This window comes from Xenorhabdus griffiniae, assembly GCF_037265215.1.
Classification (GTDB): domain Bacteria; phylum Pseudomonadota; class Gammaproteobacteria; order Enterobacterales; family Enterobacteriaceae; genus Xenorhabdus; species Xenorhabdus griffiniae.
Window position 1 is genome coordinate 2,887,968 of sequence record NZ_CP147737.1, and the last position, 19,016, is coordinate 2,906,983.

The following is a 19,016-nucleotide window of genomic DNA, read 5'->3' on the forward strand; positions in this document are numbered from 1 at the left end:
TTAATCTCTATGCTTAAATTAGGTCGTGACTCCAATAGTTAGATAGCCCTATAAAGAATAGTATTCACGTTCGATGAAAGTCCCTATCACCTTATCGTGCATCTCCTCTGATTTGGAATAACCTATCGTCCTTCGATTCAGTCTTTTTAAACGTGTACGTAATGTCAGATTGGTTCTTTCTATACGTTGGGTATAATGTTTTCCAACAATATGTTTTTCTTCAGGAAGTCGGTTGTAAGGTGCATAATCATCCGTACAGTAAAACCTGACATTAAATGGGAATAATAACTCAAGATGTTTGCGTAAAGTCGCCGTACTGCGATCACCAAAAACATGTGCCACGACTCGCTTGAGGCGAGGCTCCCAAGCATACCAGAGCCAACGTTGATTCTTTTTACTTCTCACAAATGACCATTGCTCATCAACTTCACAGATAAGCTGGACTTCATTTCCCTTAAGAGGAAAGTTGGTCACATTTTTCGGGGAGAGTTTTTTAACGTGCGAATGACGGTGTTAATCCCTATCTTCAGTACACAAGCGGTATCACGAACACCGGAGTTATTCACTGCCATATCAATAAGTTGCTCTTTCACGCCGGGATAACAGGCTTGATAGGCATAGTTCAGTTGAAAGGTTTTACGGCAGGCATAGCAGTGATAGCGGGGATGACCAGTACGTCCTTTTCCATGCCCTTTAACCTCTTCTGTTTTATGGCAGTAACGACAAACCATATCAACTTTAGCCATCTCTCACTCCATAATAAAAAGCAGGGAGTTTATCACAATATCTAATCATTGAGAGCATGACCAAGCTGATTGTTCCCTGTTTACTTAATCGGATTGATAGCCCGTTTCCGTCTGCTATGGTTTGTTGTTTTTCAATCGATTTACCGTACAAGGACTTGAGCTTTTTATCACTGAGTTTGTTTACCGCCATTTACTAAACCTTTTCATTTTGCAATACACATTGCAATACGCAGGAAGGTGCAACAACCCGCAAACACCAAAACGGATGAAAACACCAAATAGAGATTTATTTTTGTTTTTCATGAAATTACAAAAAACATGAATACACGTAACCCCATGTCATTAACAGAGTTTATATGCTTGTGCTAATGATTAAATAGGCGTTAAAATCCCCCCTCTTTTAAACCTTACCCTTAGTAATGATAATGAAGACCGGGTAAGGGCTGACTTGAACTCAGACCGAGAACGTTAAAAAATATGTTTACTCCAGAATTACTTTCTCCTGCCGGCTCCTTGAAAAACATGCGGTATGCATTCGCTTATGGTGCAGATGCCATTTATGCCGGTCAGCCTCGCTATAGCTTGCGAGTCCGTAATAATGAATTTAACCATGAGACATTGGCACAAGGCATTAAGGAGGCACATGAATTAGGTAAGCGTTTTTATGTCGTTGTCAATATCGCACCCCATAACGCAAAGCTGAAAACGTTTATTCGTGATTTAAAACCCGTCGTAGAAATGGGGCCTGATGCTTTGATCATGTCTGATCCGGGCTTAATTATGATGGTACGCGAGACATTTCCTGAAATAGATATTCATCTCTCAGTTCAAGCCAATGCGGTTAACTGGGCTACAGTCAAATTCTGGAAACAGATGGGATTGACGCGAGTCATTCTTTCCCGTGAACTCTCGCTGGAAGAAATTGCTGAAATCCGTCAGCAAGTACCTGATATGGAACTTGAGGTTTTTGTGCATGGTGCACTTTGTATGGCTTATTCTGGCCGTTGCCTGTTATCGGGTTATATTAACAAACGCGATCCTAATCAGGGAACCTGCACCAACGCCTGTCGCTGGGAATACAATGTGCAGGAAGGCAAGGAAGATAGCGTTGGCAATATTGTCCATATGCATGATCCTATTCCGGTTAAAAACATTGAACCAACATTAGGCCAAGGTGCACCAACAGATAAAGTCTTCATGATAGAAGAAGCCAAGCGTCCTGGCGAATATATGTCAGCGTTTGAAGATGAACATGGTACTTATATCATGAACTCCAAAGACTTACGTGCTCTTGAACATGTGGAAAGATTAACCCAAATGGGAGTTCATTCACTGAAAATCGAAGGTCGTACCAAATCTTTCTATTATTGTGCCCGCACCGCCCAAGTATATCGTCGCGCCATAGATGACGCCGTTGCAGGAAAACCCTTCGATCCAACATTGATGACCACATTAGAAGGTTTAGCGCACCGTGGTTATACAGAAGGTTTTCTGCGCCGTCATACCCATGATGCTTACCAAACTTACGAATACGGCTATTCCGTATCAGACACTCAACAATTCGTTGGTGAATTTACTGGCAATCGAGTCAATGGCCTGGCAGAAGTTGCCGTGAAGAATAAATTTCTTGTCGGGGATCATCTGGAACTCATGACACCATCGGGCAATATTAACTTCACGTTAGAATCCATGACAAATAAAAAAGGCCAGGCCGTGGCAATTGCGCCGGGTGATGGGCATATCGTTTATCTTCCTATTCCTGAAGAAATTAAGCTGGATTATGCTTTACTTGTACGAAACTTAAAAGGTGGCAATACCAGAGCACCTCATCCACATGAATGACAAGTGAAATAATTCGAAATAGGATTTTAAAGAAATTAATCTATTTTTTTAGAAATAGATCACATCAATGCTAATTTATTTCTCGTATTATCAGTTTCGAAAAATAAAGAACTAAAAAAAGTTTTATTGTAAGACTAGGAACCACCTCCTTGGCTAGCTCAATCTCCCTTGGGCTGGCCTTTTCTTTTACACAAACAAATAAAAAAAATAATAAATTCAAATAATTAAGAAAAACACCCATGATTAAAAATCATTAAATTAATTAATACTTCCAAATCCTGACTGGATATTTGTTAATCTTTTATTAGTAACCGCACTTATAATAATCAAAAAAACCATCTTTTTGATAAATAATGTCAGGATTTATTCAGTTTAATGAAGGAAATTTTGAGAAAAGTAAACCAAATTATTCAGTTTATGAATAACTTCAATATTTATACCAATCTAACTTCAAGATGCGTGTGATGTCTCCCCGCTCTGCGGAGAGACATCAAGTTTCATATTGCAACTTGAAGTTTAATGAGTATGTCACCATATCAGATAAATATTATTTCACTCTATCTTGATAAATAGCATTTCAAAATGATAGGAGTTACTTACCCCGCGCACCGCACGGGGTAAGTAACTCCAACATCTGATACTCTCAGTATTATGAAAACCTATTTATAATATGGTTAATTTTTAGCAATATTTGTATTAACTGAAGCGATCCACTGCTGCTTCCCTCTCCACTTGCCTTGTGATCAACTCAAATATAAACAACAATCAGTAGCGCCTTTTGCAAACTGGAGTTAATCATGACTGATATCATTAAGTTGTTAGGAAAAGACGCAGAGAGTTTATTGGAACATCAATGTAATACCATTCCACGTGAAAATCTCTATCTTCCAGGCACAGATTTCGTTGATAGAGTTATGCTCGAAAATAACCGCCCCAATACTGTTCTTCGCTCCATGCAAACCTTATTGGATCATGGACGTCTGGCCGGTACAGGTTATCTCTCAATTTTGCCAGTAGATCAGGGAGTTGAGCATTCCGCCAGCGCTTCTTTCGCGGCCAACCCTCTCTATTTTGATCCCAAAAATATCGTTGAACTGGCGATTGAGGCAGGCTGTAATTGTGTTGCTTCAACTTACGGTGTTTTGGCGTCTGTTTCTCGCCGCTATGCTCATAAAATCCCGTTTCTGGTTAAGCTTAATCACAATGAAACGTTGACCTATCCCGCCCAATATGATCAAACTTTATATGCCAGTGTCGAACAAGCATTTAATATGGGAGCCGTTGCGGTTGGCGCAACAATCTATTATGGCTCTCCCGAATCACGCCGCCAAATAGAAGAAATTTCAGCCGCCTTTGAGCGCGCTCATGAACTTGGCATGGTCACTGTGTTGTGGGCTTATCTGCGTAATTCCGCTTTCAAGAAAGATGGCGTTGATTACCACACCAGCGCCGATTTAACCGGCCAGGCGAATCACCTGGCTGCAACAATCGGTGCCGATATCGTTAAACAAAAAATGGCTGAAACTAATGGTGGTTATACTGCTATTGGGTTCGGGCATACGGATAAACGCGTCTATAGCAATTTGACCACTGAACATCCGATTGATCTCGTTCGTTATCAAATTGCTAACTGCTATATGGGACGCGCTGGATTAATCAATTCAGGTGGGGCTTCTGGAAACAATGACTTAAGTGATTCTGTGCGCACAGCCGTTATCAATAAACGTGCCGGAGGGATGGGATTGATCCTTGGCCGCAAGGCGTTCAAAAAATCGATGAAAGAGGGCGTTGAGTTAATCCACTCCGTACAGGATGTTTATCTCGATCAGAAAATTACTATCGCCTAATCAATTAGTTTCAGTATGTTCAAAATGGGGATCTCTGCATCCCCATTATTTACCCCAAAATTCACCACCATTGATGAAAATGGTGAACTGGCCCAATGCCATGACCAACTTGTAAACTATCCGCCTGTATCAGCGCATTTTGTAAATATGTTTTAGCAACCGGCAACGTACTTTGCCAGTCTGAATGGCGTGGACGCAATGCAGCAAGTGCTGCGGATAAAGTACACCCCGTTCCATGAGTATGCCGTGTATTTATTCTGGGTGCAGTAAAACGCCACTCCCCTTGCGGGGTAAAAAGCCAATCCGGGCTTTCCTCATTATTCAAATGTCCGCCTTTCAATAAAACCGCCTGACATCCCATTGAACGTAATGCTCTGCCCTGCTGTAACATTTCATCTTCCGTATCAGCAAGATCACAGTTCAATATGGCTGCCGCTTCCGGCAAATTAGGGGTGATCAGAGAAACAAGTGGCAGCAATTGCTCTACCATTGCGGTAATGGCCTCCGGTGATAGCAAGGGATCACCGCTTTTCGCCACCATAACTGTATCCAATACAATGCAGGGAATAGCATAACGATGCAGCGACTCCGCTATCACAGCGATATTAGCTGCATTCGATAACATCCCAATTTTGGCGCTGTCTATCCTGACATCTGAAAGCACTGATTCTAACTGAGCAGCAACAAAAAGGGGATCAAGATCATACACAGATTGTACGCCCAGTGTATTTTGTGCAACCAACGCAGTAACAACTGTCGTACCGTAAGCCCCAAGCGCGGAAAAGGTTTTTAAATCGGCCTGAATGCCGGCACCACCGCTAGGATCGGTTCCTGCGATAGTCAGTGAGTTAATTCTCATTATAGTGATTCCTACCACCAGCTAAAGAAAAGCGGTATCGGAATAAGAGATACCATGACTTCCCTACGCTGGTATTATCCAGATCAGGTAATACGGGTACTTCTCAGTTCAATAAAGAACGCCCCGAGTCAAAATAAAAATCACCCTATTAGTACTCTAATAGAGTGATATTTGCAATAGGTTATCGTCAGATACTAAAACCAAACTAACGATAAATAGATTTAGCCAGTAATTAGATACCCGCCAAATTAAATTTGTTACTATAAAGTTGTGACGTTTGCAGCAGCAGGACCTTTAGGGCCATCCTGAATTTCAAACTCAACTTGTTGGCCTTCAGATAATGTTTTAAATCCATCTTTCATAATTGCAGAAAAATGTACAAATACATCTTTGCTACCATCAGCTGGAGTAATAAAACCAAAACCTTTAGACTCGTTGAACCACTTCACAGTACCAGTGATTTTTGCCATTTCAAAAATTTCCTTTGAATCACTTTATTAGCCTATTGGCATAAAAATAAACAAACCAGTATTAGTTGCTGTTATTTATTAACAGAACCGTACTTCGTTTACCCATGTGTTTTATCACACACTCTTTATATAATCGCAAGCCATTTTTTTCAGGCGCTGGAGCCAACGCACATATTTAAAGTTCTTAATATCTATTCCAATTTGAAATCACTGAATAATTTTTAATTCACATAACATCATGAATTAACACAAAAAGAAAAGTTCACCCTAAGAAATAGCTTTAATAAGACTAATACATAATACTGTTTTCCATATCTATTATGGTGTAGACCAGAGAATTATCGTTATGCAAAATTCATTTTAGATAACGATAAAAATTATATACCAGTCTAACTTCAAGATGCGTGTGATTTCTCCCCCGCTACGCGAGGAGAAATCACGTTTCATAGCGTGTTATAAATTGCAACTTGAAGTTTAATGCGTATAGCTAATTTCACTTATTATTTTTGAACATACAATATAGTTGTTTTATACCCAATGAATTTCAAGTTGCAGCTTGCAAAGCTATGTGATTGTTTATATCTCCCTACGTAGCGAGGAGATAATAAGACGCATCTTGAAAAACGATTGGTATACATATAACCAGCTTACTTTTTGTTTATCATTTATTAAATATTATTCAATTATAATATTTGTAGGATGATTTTTACTATTCGTCTATACGATCATTGATTTCATCAAGTGCATTTTTGCCGGCATTGCTTCAGTTTAAAATGAAACCATATTGTCCAAAAAAGAGTATATACCAATCTAACTTCAAGATGATTGGTATAGTTACACAAAATAACGGTTATGTATTATTTAGTGCTGATAATAACAATCAACCGGGCATAATACCCGGCTGAAAAATGACATGGGTTGGCAACTAATCTACTTATCTTTTAGCTTTCTTCGAGCGAACAATCAAATAACCAATCCATAAGATACCAATCCAAAACGGCATCAAGATAACTGAAATACGAATTGGGGGCATCATTAATATAATAACGAGAATGAATGCCAGGAAGACTAAACACAGGTAATTTCCAAATGGATACCACAGTGCCTGAAATTTCGTTTTGACACCTTCTTTATCTTTAGCTGAACGGAATTTCAAATGAGCAAAACAAATCATAATCCAGTTAATGACCAGAGTTGTTACCACTAATGCCATTAACAACTCAAATGCCTTACCGGGCATAACATAGTTAATCAATACACCAATTGATGTTGCCAGCGCTGATAAACCAATAGACAAAACAGGTACATTGCGTTTGTTGACTTTGGTGAGTGCATAAGGCGCATTACCTTGTTTAGCCAAACCATACAACATCCGACTATTACAATACACACCACTGTTATAAACAGATAACGCCGCTGTTACTACCACCACATTCAGCACATTCGCTACCCAGAAGTTATCCAGATCATGGAAAATCAAAACAAATGGGCTACCGCCTTCTACTACTTTCTCCCACGGATACAACGATAGCAAGATGGCCAATGAACCGATATAGAACAGCAAGATGCGATAAACAACCTGATTAGTGGCTTTTGGGATATTTTTCTCAGGATTTTCTGCTTCTGCTGCGGTAATGCCTACCATTTCCAGGCCACCAAATGAAAACATGATCACAGCCAACGCCATAATCAAGCCAGAAAGCCCATTTGGCATAAAGCCGCCCTGCTGCCACAAGTTGGTGATACTTGCCTGTGGGCCACCCTTACCGCTAATCAGCAAGTAACCCCCAAAGATAATCATCCCAACGATGGCACTGACTTTAATGATAGAGAACCAAAATTCGGTTTCACCGTATAAGCGAACATTAATGAGATTGACGAGATTAATCAGTACAAAAAATATTGCGGCAGAAACCCATGTTGGAATTTCTGGCCACCAATATTGGATATACATACCAACAGCCGTTAATTCTGCCATGCCAACCAAAATAAACATTGCCCAGTAATTCCAGCCTGATAGAAAACCGGCAAAATTTCCCCAATATTTATAAGCAAAGTGGCTAAATGACCCCGCGACTGGCTCTTCAACAACCATTTCACCCAGTTGGCGCATAATCAAAAATGCGATAAACCCGCCGAGTGCATACCCAAGGAGCACTGAAGGCCCTGCCATTTTAATGGTTTGGGCAATACCTAAAAATAACCCCGTTCCTACTGCACCGCCGAGAGCAATAAGCTGAATATGCCTGTTCTTTAAACCACGCTTAAGCGTAGATTGTTGTTCTTGTTGTTCTGCCATCTAATCCTCTTTTTACGATGCTTAGAACCCGTCTCATTAGAAGTTGTTTTATTTGTTGTTTTGAACCTTTGTACTTGAATAGAGTCAGAAACACCCTGCTCTCCTCAAATCGCGCACAATCTGCTGAGTTCAAATTTCCTCAACATAATTCCTTCAACATATTATATGTGATTGAGTTATGTACTAATTTAACGCAATATTGAGTTTGTTAATTCGTATCAAGTGGGTATTAAAACACCATTTTACAAAGAATGAATACTGCAAATGCATATTAACACACATACAGGCAGAATAATGGGTGATTGAATGTCAAAAAGGTAAGTATCGGGTGATGGAACAAACCCCCAATTCGAACACATCATTACCTTGCTCACAATGTACGTCTAACGCTAGCAAATACAAAAACAAACATATCAATATCAAGCACAGAGCTAAAAGGATTTTTTTAGTATTCAATGAGGTCACCTTGGGATTATTTCATTGTAGTTAATTTTATATTAAAATATTATAGAGACTTATCATATGATAGAGTGATAATAGTGTATTAAAGTTTTTTATCTAATCACTGCCCCCTATTCATGATGGGTTTTGTCATCTTGAAAAGAAGTTGTGTATACTTCCCCAACCTTCAACCAAATTAAAATTGTAATGGCACAAGATAACCACTTAGCACTTGTATGCGCACTGAGTAAATGGATAGAAAACCATCTTGGCCGTGTCATTCATCTTGAAGAGCTTGCTGCTTATTCTGGCTATTCACTTTGGCACATGCAGAAAATATTCAAGGAAGTTACCGGCATATCTCTTGGGAAGTACATCCGTCAACGACGCCTGGCTGGCGCTGTTTATCTGTTAAAAAATAGTTCCTTGCCTATTTTTGATATTGCCCTGGATTTCGGGTTTGGTTCCCAATCCCATTTCACCTACATGTTCCGTAAAGAGTATGGCATTACACCTTATGATTTTCGCCAAAGTACAGATATTGAACTTGAAGTTAAACTTCCACTACATTTAACTTACAACTGCGAATCATAAAACCTAGTATCGTTAGCGGCCATTTATCATGGCCGCCATGTCTCCACCTATTTATACTTTCCCAAAAGCATTATTCTGTTTCTATATACCAATCCAACTTCAAGATGCGTGTTATATTTCCCCGCTGCACGGGGAAATATAAGGTCTCGCCTCGTCTTGCGGATTGCAACTTGAAGTTTATCGAGGATATATTAAGCATAAATCGTTATTGGTATTTTTCGACCAATGCCAAAGCTATTGCTTCCGTTTCTGCATCGGGAATGCCGCTAATGTCTGACGGGCGAAAATGCATCTGAAATGCTTGAATAGTTTTATAAGTGGCACTATCCAAAACTCCCGTTTGAGGAATACTATAACCATAAAGGGCCAGTGCTTTCTGAACTGATACTACTGACACCGGCATATTCGGTGCCCTACCCGCTAAATATTTCTTCACCGTTACGTGATCAGGCCAGGCACCAATTCCCTGTTCATAAAGCTCGCGCCACGGAAAAACAGGCCCAGGATCTTCTTTTCTCAGTGGTGCAATATCACTATGGCCCACAACATTCACCGCCTGGATCTTATGCCTGCGTATAATATCTTTTGCCAATCTGATAACTGCGTCAATTTGTGACGGGTGATATGAACACCATTCTTTTTTAATAAACTCTTGTTTGAATCCGCAATTAACAATTTCAATACCAATAGAGTGACGGTTTAAACTTTGGTATCCATTCCACTCACTCTTTCCCGCATGCCATGCCCTTTCTTTTTCGGAAACTACTTGAAAAATAATCGGCTCTTTATCCTTATAGCTGGGTTGCGAAGGAATAAGGTAATGAATACTAACCCGCCCCCCCGTTAATTCCCGTAAAGAGTTTTTATCATCTAACGCAGTATAGTGAAGGACAAGAAATCTAATTGAGTCAATGTCTTGCCTGGTCGAATAGGGATAGGAATAGTCAACGATATAACCATTTCTACTTTCTCGCTTAGGGGAATAAGAACAACCAATCAACAACGTGATAAAGATGCCTATTATTAATCGTTTTATCATGATCGGTCAGCTATTCTACAAAAATAGATAATATGATGATGATTATATACCAATCTAACTTCAAAATGTGTCTTATATCTCCCTGCGACGCGGGGAGATATCAAGTTTCATATCGTGTTGTCAATTGCAACTTGAAGTTTAATGCGTATATATTAGATTGAAACAAAAAAGATGTGGCGTTCTTATCCGCATGTTTTTAAGAACAAATAAAAGCCAGCTATTCGTGGAACGAACGAATAGCTGGCTAATAAAGTTACTTGTTACGAGCTATCTTTTGTTACTGATATCCTATGGACATTTCAGTATCAGCAATTACTCTTCTCGCTGTTATGCGGTGCATCATTATCCCAGATACCTTTTTCAACTTGCTGTTGGATCTCTGGGTAGTTATTGATATTAAATGTCGGTAATTTGCCTGACTTTCTCTGCTGGTTATAATCTTTCGCCAGTTTCATCGCAATGCCTGACAACATCAATATGGCAATCAAGTTAACAATAGCCATACACGCCATTGATAGGTTAGCCATATTCCAAACCAGAGGTACTTCTGCCAATGTACCAAACATCACCATACCCAATGCAGCCAACCGCAGAATAAACAAGCCAGCAGTATGGTTACGCTCCAGGAATATCATGTTGCTTTCAGCATAAGCGTAATTGGCAATAATCGACGTAAAGGCAAAGAAGAAAATAGCAATCGCAACGAACATCGTTCCCCAATGTCCAACTGCGGATGATAATGCTCGCTGAGTTAATTCAATCCCACTGATCGCAGTAACGTTCTCGTTAAGAACACCAGAAGAGAGGATGATCATGGCCGTTGCACTACAGATAACGATGGTATCCATAAATACCCCCAACATCTGCACATAACCCTGAGAGGCTGGATGAGGTGGATATGGAGACGCCGATGCTGCCGCATTTGGCGCAGAACCCATTCCCGCTTCATTCGAGAATAATCCTCGTTGAACCCCCTGAAGCATTGCCTGGGAGATGCCATAGCCTAATGTTCCCGCTATTGCTTCCTGAATGCCAAAGGCACTCTTGATAACCAGTGCAAATACCGCTGGGATACGCTCAATATTGTGACCAACAACCCAAATTGCCAGGATAAAATAAGCGATCGCCATAAATGGAACAACGATTTCCGCTACCCGAGCGATAGAACGCAACCCGCCGAAGATAATGATGCCACTGATAATGACTAATAGGATACCGACATAAACTGGCTTGATATTAAAGGCAAAGGCAGCCGCTTCCGCAATTGAGTTTGCCTGAACGGCATTAAATACAAGACCAAACGCGATAATAAGGAAGAATGAAAACAGAATTCCCATCCATCGCTTCTTCAGCCCTTTTTCCATGTAGTAAGCCGGGCCACCGCGATAATTTCCTTGATCGTCTTTCGTCTTGTACAACTGGGCAAGCGTGCTTTCCACAAAGGCAGTCGCCATACCAATAAATGCCACTACCCACATCCAGAAAATAGCCCCTGGTCCACCGGCAGTAATTGCAATAGCAACCCCGGCTAAGTTACCCGTTCCTACACGAGCGGCAAGGCTAGTACATAAGGCCTGAAAAGATGAAATACCAGAATTATCTGACTTATTACTGTTTTTCAGAACTGAAAACATGTGACCAAAGTGGCGAAGTTGTATAAAACCAGAACGCAGTGTGAAGTAAAGACCAACCCCAAGGAGAAGGTATATCAGTACATAGTCCCAAAGAATGTTGTTAATGAAGTTAATCAGATCCGTCAAGATATTTTCCCCTTACTAATTAGCAAACATTAGCTGACCATAGTGCCGTATTCGGCGAAATTTTATTGTGCTTAATTCCTTTTATAATTAACAAGTAACATAATTCTGTATACGAAAAATACAGCGATACAAGCGATTAAAGCGGAAAGAATGTAACACAATATTTATTTCAATGGGTAACTTTTAATGAAATTTTTACATTTACTTTAGCGTTATTGAACATTTGTCTTGATAGACATAAACGCTTCATTTCTTATTTCAAGCCACCTAATTACATTTTTAGCGCAAAAAATGCACGGCAATTTTCTTCCCATACATAAGCAAGAAATATAAATAAATTAACAATTGAGCTTAAAATACGAAACCAGTTGGCAACCAAAATACAACCTATCAAAAACAACGTCAATCTAATACCTATTCCAATGTCTGCAACATATACACGCATTAAACTTCAAGTTGCAATTGACAACACGCTATGAAACCTGATTTCACCCCCGCGAAGCGAGGAGAAATCACACACATCCGGAAGTTAAATTGGTATAGAGCATATGTTAACTGAAGGTTATTGACACCATGCCAAACAAAAGGCATAGAACAAATTTAGATAATCACGCCATGCTATATCACTAATGTAATAATAACCAAACTCATTAAAAAAATTGTGGTCATTACAAAGTTTAATCTTGAAATTTCTAATATTTACGGAAACATGTAGTAATATTTCACTTAAAATGAGATTATTAAATTTTAATACTGTGATAGTTGGAAAAAGCCACCATTGCATATTAAAATTTTCAGTTGTTATTTTTACAATAGGAAACAACAATAACATGTTATTAAGATGTTAATAATCCACTATCTGGCCATCAGATAATCTGCAAGTGAGGTTATAATTGATGTTAGAGCGAAAAAGAAAGAATCCCGCAGACAACATACTGCCCAAGAGAGTTTACAGAGGAAAATCAAAGTATGAATATCATCCTGCAACAGGTGGTTCAATCTCTATCTGCTGTTTGAACTCCCCCGTATCGGTTGTTTGGAAAGAATACAATAAGATTGTGGAAAAAATAGAAAAAAATAGCACATAGAGCCTAATATATGTCGAAGTTAATAAAAAACGGGAGCCAACACTCCCGTTGATACTAACAGCATAGTCGCCATCTGCATAAGATTCAGTCATCACAACAAAAACAGCCTGTGTTACAAAATATTATTTTACTCCCTGTTATAAAGAACGCATTTTCCCTTAAATATAAAAACAATAAGATAAGCTAATATTTTATTTTTGAAATTTAACATTATATATATTCTCAATATCTATGCGGTGCTTTCCTTTAGGGATATGGTCTTCCCAAATTCATGCTACGATATAAATCATCCCCATATATTTGTTAAAACAAAACTGTAGACGATGGAGCATTACTTATGCGTATAAATAACATAATGAAATCTATTGTTATTTCTACTCTAATTACGCTAATGTTATCAACACCAGCTAGCGCAAGAGAGGGTAAATTGATTAAATTACCTGATAACCGATTTGCCGTCCTGTCCGAAGGTGATCTGGAAAATGCATCAATTGGCAGCTATTCCATTGCCATTTTTAAGGATAAAGATCTCACAGACTTTGAAACTGGAGGTGTCTTTGAACGTGACGGTTCAGTATTTGGAGATAATGGCACTCCGAGGATCAAATTTGCCGATATTGATGGTGATGGCACCAACGAACTCATTGTTTCCAAACTTACAGCAGGTTCTGGGAATTATCTTGAAGTCGATGCACTTAAAATTACCAAGAGAAATGTCACACTTCTCACCCGTGTCTATATAAATGGAAACAATGATCCTATCAAGCCACTCCGTGCAACATGTAAAAGAGGAACATGTATTAAACAAAAACCTTAATAATCAGCTCCTCACTTAAAAGTATTATCCGCTGAGATTCGGAGCAAACGTTGAATTATGTACTATTGTTAATGTTGTCGTTCCTGTTAAAGTTGTCACCACTATCATGGTATAGTCGATCAAGAGAATGTAATGAACGCATCCCAACCACTTGGCCTTTGGTACCGTGCTGGAATTGAGAGATGAGGCGTGGATCCTCACAGATTTCCGGCCTTATAGTGCCTAAAGCGGGAGCCTGTTGCTCCCTGATGACTGGAGGATCCACTCATGAAACATACACCTTTTGGCGTCGATATTGCAAAACATTTGATGCAGATTCATTTTGTTGATGAATACACCGGTGAACTCATTGATAAGCAACTGAGGCGAAATGACTTTTTAACGTTCTTCAGTAACCGTGAGCCTTGCCTGATTGGCATGGAAGCCTGTGGCGGTGCGCATTATTGGGCACGGGAGCTAAGAAAGCTGGGGCATGAAGTCCGTTTGCTTCAGGCTAAATTTGTCAAAGCGTTTCGGATGGGAAACAAAAACGATGTTCAGGATGCCCGGGCTATTTGGCTGGCCGTTCAGCAACCCGGTAAATCGGTCGCTGTCAAAAACGAAGAACAACAGGCCATTTTGTCGTTACACCGGATGCGCTACCAGCTAGTGAAATTCAGAACCTCGCAAATCAATGCGTTGCATGGCTTACTGCTGGAATTTGGTGAAACCGTGCATAAGGGAAGAGCCTCACTGGATAAAGCGATGCCGGAGGTGCTTGAGCGGCTAAGGGAAAAACTCGCCCCATTCCTGCTTGGACTCCTTGAAGAACAATACCGTCGTTTGGACGAAATCGATGAACAAATTGACCTGGTGGAAAAACAACTGACGGCGTGGGCAAAGCAGAATGCTGATTGTCAGCGAATTATGAAAATTCCCGGAGTCGGTGTCTTAATTGCCACAGCCGCCATCGCGACGATGGGCGAGCCCAGCGGGTTTCGGTCGGGCAGGGAATTTTCGGCCTATTTGGGCCTGGTGCCGAAACAAACGGGAACGGGAGGCAGGGTCAAATTACTGGGCATCAGCAAACGGGGAGATACCTACTTGAGAACCCTGTTTATTCACGGTGCTAGAGCGGCCACCTTACTCACGAAAACCCCGTCGCCGTGGGTGACAGAACTGAAAGAACGACGCCCAACCTGTGTAGCGATAGTAGGCATGGCTAATAAGCTGGCTCGTACCGTTTGGGCACTGGTTGCCCATCAACGGGACTACCAAAAAGATTACGTCAGTGTGAGGCCTTACTAAGGCGCTTCACTGGTCAACTTTAACTTGTAACACAACAAGGATGAATGCAGAAAGATTGCTGAGGCAAGGGTAACGATGACAAAGACAGGTAAGACCGTGACTTGCTAAACCTGAATAGTTCCTTGAGCATAAAGCTCGTCAGGAGAATGAGGAGCAAGCCAGCGGATTACATCGAGGCCCGCAGTTTTGGCTGCAATAAGGCCGGATATAGAGCTGCAACCTACCGTCGATGTCAGCGTGGTTTTTGTCTTGCAAACGGGATGCGTTCATATAGAAATTATGAAACGTCTTTTATTGCTATTGCCAATTTTCCTTACCCCATTCTTCTCATATGCCGCTCATGCTAATACAGATAACATCGCAGAAACTTATTGTAACTTGTTCGGGAAAGCCTCTGTAGAAGCATTTAAAACCCATGATTCACCCGACACGATAGCGCAAAAGGCGTTCAATGAATTAACTCGCAAGGGATTTGATCTTAAAGAGATCCATAGTAATAAGGATGAATTTATTACATCTATCAAACAAACTGTCACGGAAGTCAGGAAAAATAAACAAACCTTCCCAAGCACTCATCATTTTGACGAATCACTGGATAAATCCGTTGAAGCATGTAAAGTTCAAACAAAACATGCTTTATCTAACAGTACAAAATAGATCCCTGTAGAGCGACTTACTGATGTTGTCGCTCTATTTTCATTGGATTTGTTGTTACTCGAATTACAATGACTGACAGTGTCTATTGGGTATGTATTCACCTTTCGGTATGAATTCTATTCCAACAAAAGTCCGCACTGCATTTCCCCTTTCAATCTGATGATGAAATAAACGTCGTTTGGCCTTGATCTGTACATGCTGTATATTTTGTAGCTGCTGAAGCCTATTTCCCAGCAATAAACGAGCAATTCGACGATTCGCGTGTTGGCTACGCTCAGATTGCACTTTAACACTGATCCCGCTAGCAATGTGTATTGCCCTAACCGCGGATTCTGTTTTATTGACGTGCTGACCACCTGGCCCAGAAGCCTTCAACCTTTCAAACCTAACGTTACTTTCCATCACTTCTCGCATAGGTTCAAATTGCATCACACCAATAAACCAGTTCTTACGACCAACTCCTTTTCGCCACGGGCTTTCACAAATCCATTTGATAGTACCGTTCCAGCGCTTAAACAGTTGCCATTCATTTTCTCCTTGAATGGCAATTAACACAGAACGTAATGTACCCGCACGCACCCCGCGTTCTTCTTCCAGAATATCCACACTAACGTTTAATTCTGTGGCTTCTTGAACCAATCTATCCAATGCTTTTTTGACAGCTAACATGCATTCATCCGGCCCCTGCGCTGAGGAAATTTGCAACAATATCATTCGTTGCCTCCCCGTGTTTTATACGTCAGGACAGGTTTCAGTCGTGCTATCAACTTCACCAGACCAGCCTGTAACATAGCATCCATCACACCATTGATAGGTTTGTAAGCTTCTGGTGCTTCTTGGTAAATCAATTGCTTATCTAAGCAAATAACACGACTGCCTAATGTTGTGCGAGAAAGTTGAACGGCATTGTAACGGCCACTTAAACGCTCCTTACATTCCCCGCGCATCCATTTCCGTCCGGCTCCGTGAGCCAGGGAAAACAGACTGTCTTCACTACTTAACGGTTGAACCAGATAGCTATAATCTCCACGAGATCCTGGAATAATCACTGCTCCTTGATCAGCTGGGGTAGCTCCCTTACGATGCAACCAACCCGTAATACCGTCGATAGTGCACGGGGTAAGCAAATTATGTGAGACATCAAGCAGACGCTCCCCATTAGCTCGCCAACGTTTTAACATTCGTTCTGCAATTAACTGACGGTTAATACAAGCATAATCCAACGCTTGTTGATGCTGCTGGAGGTAATTCTGCGCCTGTGGACTAGATGCTAACAACCCATGGTGACCATGCTCACGAACATGTTGTTCAAGGATCATTTGCCCCATGCCACGCGAACCACTGTGCACCAATAACAAAAGTTGCTGTTTGTTCAGTTGCCAAGTTTCAAGAATATCGGGTTGATAAATTTCATCTAATTGCTGTAGTTCAGCAAAATGGTTACCACCCCCAATCGTTCCCGGTGAATAACAAAAATGTTCAGGTATATTGTCAGATAACTCTTCTACGTCCAAAGGGGTATCAATGGAGCCAAGCCGTTTTTCCAACTTATCCAATGACCATTTACTCAACGTCAAATCTGTACGCCACAATGCCATACCACAACCAATATCGTTACCGATAAGGGCCGGATAGAAACGTGACTGTGAAAAAAATGCAGCACCAACTGGATATCCCCTGCCAGGATGGAGATCAGGCAGACCAACGACACGTATCATGTCAGGGAGTTGTGCTGTTATTTCAAGTTGCTGGATAGCCTTATCATCCAGCCAAGTATTTTCTGCTGCGATAAGCTGTACGTTCGGTACAACCGAATGCAAAGTATTGCCCATAGATCAGCCTTATGATCAATGAAAAAAATAAAGGTATGGTCAGGCCTAGCCGGCAATACTGAAAATGTTGATGTAGTAATTAGCTATGGACAGGCCTGAAAAGAGTCATTGTTATTGTCATCATCATGAATTCCTCCTTTTCAGTTGTTAATATGAGTTTAGCGAATAGCTGCTTTTGGCAGGCGCTGCATCATACTTCAAGTTTTATGAATATTGCCAGTGTTTTTTTGAATTTATTTAGTTAAATTAAACCATCCGAAAGGAATTTGGTTTCAGCTTTTCAGCAGCAATGCTATACCAAATATTAAAAACAATAAAATCACTAAAAAAGTATTTATTGATTTAAGAAAATGATATCGAAACGATAATTTTTCCTCATTACCTTGATTAGACTCTGCCTTATCTAACAAAAACTTATTATCCTCAATTTCAGCAAGTATCACTTTTGCGCGTTCTATATCAGCGTGGTGGACAAGCAGTTTAACACCACCAAATGCCTGGGAATACATATAGTTATTCCATACAATGTCTTCATCTATCACTACTGCATAAATATCTTCTGATAGCATTCTACCCAAGACGATGTGAGCATCTATTGGCGATAGGAAATTCGCTAATAACTGCATATTTCCTCTTTGAGGACGACTATTCCACATAAGTACACCATGATCAGATGAGTTATAAGTCAGTATAACCTATCATTGCATTGTTTCCCCCTTCATTGTTTAATTGTGAAAAACTAACGGGAGCCATAATTGCAAATTAATACTTTCCATTCCCTTAACGATTAGGTCTATAGCTTTGAACCATCCCATATAGCGTAACTAATTGCATAATGACATAATCTTAAAGTAAATTTTTAATACTGATAACCCATACAAAAAATAATTTAACTAACCATTTGATGTATAAAATCTTTATAAGATTTTTGCAGAACAAAAAATCGCCAAAAATCAGATCTCTTTCAGCATCTGTGAGTAAATATTTCCTGAACATCAGAATGACCACGAGTGATCTAGCAAACTATATTATGCATATTGTTTCTCCCAGCTTCGCTGGGAAAAACAATGAGTTATGCTGTCTTATAATGAACAACTTGAAAGGTAACTCGTATATGTAGTTCCCACACAGAACTAAAATTCAATTAATGAGTTAAAATAGGATGTTTCTTTCCTTTGTGTAACATTATGATTTATAGCTTTTTTTCAAAAATAGAGATTAATAAAATCAATCGGCTAGAAAATAGGATTTGTTACTTCTAACAAACACTTTATTAGATGGAAATATATTCCAACACGGGAAGTTAACATACCCACAAAATAAATATCTTTTTATAACATCTCTATCATTTATTGTTATTTAACTATTAGCATGTTTTATTACGATACTTTAAATCTTCATTTTTTAGTATGAGTTATTTTATAAAACGCATTATTAA

General features: G+C 39.9%; 17 protein-coding genes and 1 riboswitch. Of the genes, 6 read left to right on the top strand and 11 right to left on the bottom strand.

Going from position 1 to position 19,016, the window contains the following annotated elements; genetic code table 11:
- Nucleotides 1-48: 48 nt before the first annotated feature.
- Both WDV75_RS12550 and WDV75_RS12555 read right to left on the bottom strand, forming a co-directional pair.
- A protein-coding gene (locus WDV75_RS12550; RefSeq protein WP_273571671.1) for an IS1 family transposase occupies nt 49-746 on the bottom strand; the annotation gives its coding sequence in 2 pieces (ribosomal slippage) (nt 49-497 and nt 497-746; 699 coding nt in all).
- A complete protein-coding gene (locus WDV75_RS12555; RefSeq protein WP_273571672.1) occupies nt 739-936 on the bottom strand; it encodes a hypothetical protein in 198 nt (65 codons plus the stop codon). Before WDV75_RS12555 ends, WDV75_RS12550 begins: the two co-directional genes overlap by 8 nt.
- 287 nt (nt 937-1,223) lie before the next feature.
- On the opposite strand from WDV75_RS12555, the gene yegQ reads away from it, so the two are divergent.
- Together yegQ and fbaB are read left to right on the top strand one after the other, a co-directional pair.
- Entirely contained in the window at nt 1,224-2,588 is a 1,365-nt protein-coding gene (yegQ, locus tag WDV75_RS12560; RefSeq protein WP_189760575.1) for a tRNA 5-hydroxyuridine modification protein YegQ, read from the top strand.
- Between the two features lie 797 nt (nt 2,589-3,385).
- Entirely contained in the window at nt 3,386-4,435 is a 1,050-nt protein-coding gene (gene fbaB, locus WDV75_RS12565) for a class I fructose-bisphosphate aldolase (RefSeq protein ID WP_273571673.1), read from the top strand.
- Between the two features lie 61 nt (nt 4,436-4,496).
- Here the strand turns inward: fbaB and thiD are convergent, their stop codons facing one another.
- The 4 genes from thiD to WDV75_RS12585 all read right to left on the bottom strand — a co-directional run bounded on the left by thiD (nt 4,497) and on the right by WDV75_RS12585 (nt 8,528).
- Nucleotides 4,497-5,297: a bifunctional hydroxymethylpyrimidine kinase/phosphomethylpyrimidine kinase gene (gene thiD, locus WDV75_RS12570; RefSeq protein WP_273571678.1), complete on the bottom strand. Its 801-nt coding sequence runs from the start codon at nt 5,295-5,297 to the stop codon at nt 4,497-4,499.
- A 40-nt stretch (nt 5,298-5,337) separates the two neighbouring features.
- Nucleotides 5,338-5,430, bottom strand: a riboswitch (TPP riboswitch).
- A gap of 124 nt (nt 5,431-5,554) precedes the next feature.
- Complete coding sequence (gene cspE, locus WDV75_RS12575; protein WP_038269841.1) at nt 5,555-5,764, bottom strand: transcription antiterminator/RNA stability regulator CspE; 210 nt, start codon at nt 5,762-5,764, stop codon at nt 5,555-5,557.
- 934 nt (nt 5,765-6,698) lie between these two features.
- The gene (locus tag WDV75_RS12580; protein ID WP_273571674.1) at nt 6,699-8,063 is read right to left on the bottom strand and encodes an amino acid permease; all 1,365 of its coding nucleotides are present in this window, start codon (nt 8,061-8,063) and stop codon (nt 6,699-6,701) included.
- Nucleotides 8,064-8,372: 309 nt separating this feature from the next.
- Entirely contained in the window at nt 8,373-8,528 is a 156-nt protein-coding gene (locus WDV75_RS12585; RefSeq protein WP_099131379.1) for a PhoP/PhoQ regulator MgrB, read from the bottom strand.
- 183 nt (nt 8,529-8,711) lie between these two features.
- On the opposite strand from WDV75_RS12585, the gene WDV75_RS12590 reads away from it, so the two are divergent.
- On the top strand, nt 8,712-9,098 hold the full coding sequence (locus WDV75_RS12590; RefSeq protein WP_099118784.1) for a helix-turn-helix domain-containing protein: 387 nt from the start codon (nt 8,712-8,714) through the stop codon (nt 9,096-9,098).
- 205 nt (nt 9,099-9,303) lie between these two features.
- On the opposite strand, the gene WDV75_RS12595 is transcribed toward WDV75_RS12590, so the two are convergent.
- Together WDV75_RS12595 and WDV75_RS12600 are read right to left on the bottom strand one after the other, a co-directional pair.
- Nucleotides 9,304-10,134: an N-acetylmuramoyl-L-alanine amidase gene (locus WDV75_RS12595; RefSeq protein ID WP_420497553.1), complete on the bottom strand. Its 831-nt coding sequence runs from the start codon at nt 10,132-10,134 to the stop codon at nt 9,304-9,306.
- Nucleotides 10,135-10,442: 308 nt separating this feature from the next.
- On the bottom strand, nt 10,443-11,897 hold the full coding sequence (locus WDV75_RS12600; protein WP_273571676.1) for an alanine/glycine:cation symporter family protein: 1,455 nt from the start codon (nt 11,895-11,897) through the stop codon (nt 10,443-10,445).
- 1,425 nt (nt 11,898-13,322) lie between these two features.
- Here WDV75_RS12600 and WDV75_RS12605 point away from each other — a divergent pair.
- From WDV75_RS12605 to WDV75_RS12615, 3 genes are all read left to right on the top strand, one after another.
- Nucleotides 13,323-13,802, top strand: a complete 480-nt coding sequence (locus WDV75_RS12605) for a PliI family lysozyme inhibitor of I-type lysozyme (RefSeq protein ID WP_273571677.1) — start codon at nt 13,323-13,325, stop codon at nt 13,800-13,802.
- A gap of 267 nt (nt 13,803-14,069) precedes the next feature.
- Nucleotides 14,070-15,089: an IS110 family transposase gene (locus WDV75_RS12610; RefSeq protein ID WP_273572382.1), complete on the top strand. Its 1,020-nt coding sequence runs from the start codon at nt 14,070-14,072 to the stop codon at nt 15,087-15,089.
- Nucleotides 15,090-15,275: 186 nt separating this feature from the next.
- Nucleotides 15,276-15,746, top strand: a complete 471-nt coding sequence (locus tag WDV75_RS12615; RefSeq protein WP_338859917.1) for a hypothetical protein — start codon at nt 15,276-15,278, stop codon at nt 15,744-15,746.
- A 63-nt stretch (nt 15,747-15,809) separates the two neighbouring features.
- On the opposite strand, the gene prfH is transcribed toward WDV75_RS12615, so the two are convergent.
- The 3 genes from prfH to WDV75_RS12630 form a co-directional block, all read right to left on the bottom strand.
- The gene (gene prfH / locus WDV75_RS12620) at nt 15,810-16,460 is read right to left on the bottom strand and encodes a peptide chain release factor H (protein ID WP_273559964.1); all 651 of its coding nucleotides are present in this window, start codon (nt 16,458-16,460) and stop codon (nt 15,810-15,812) included.
- Nucleotides 16,457-17,578, bottom strand: a complete 1,122-nt coding sequence (locus tag WDV75_RS12625) for an RNA ligase RtcB family protein (RefSeq protein WP_273559965.1) — start codon at nt 17,576-17,578, stop codon at nt 16,457-16,459. Before WDV75_RS12625 ends, prfH begins: the two co-directional genes overlap by 4 nt.
- A 272-nt stretch (nt 17,579-17,850) precedes the next feature.
- Entirely contained in the window at nt 17,851-18,234 is a 384-nt protein-coding gene (locus WDV75_RS12630; RefSeq protein WP_273559966.1) for a hypothetical protein, read from the bottom strand.
- Nucleotides 18,235-19,016: the final 782 nt, after the last annotated feature.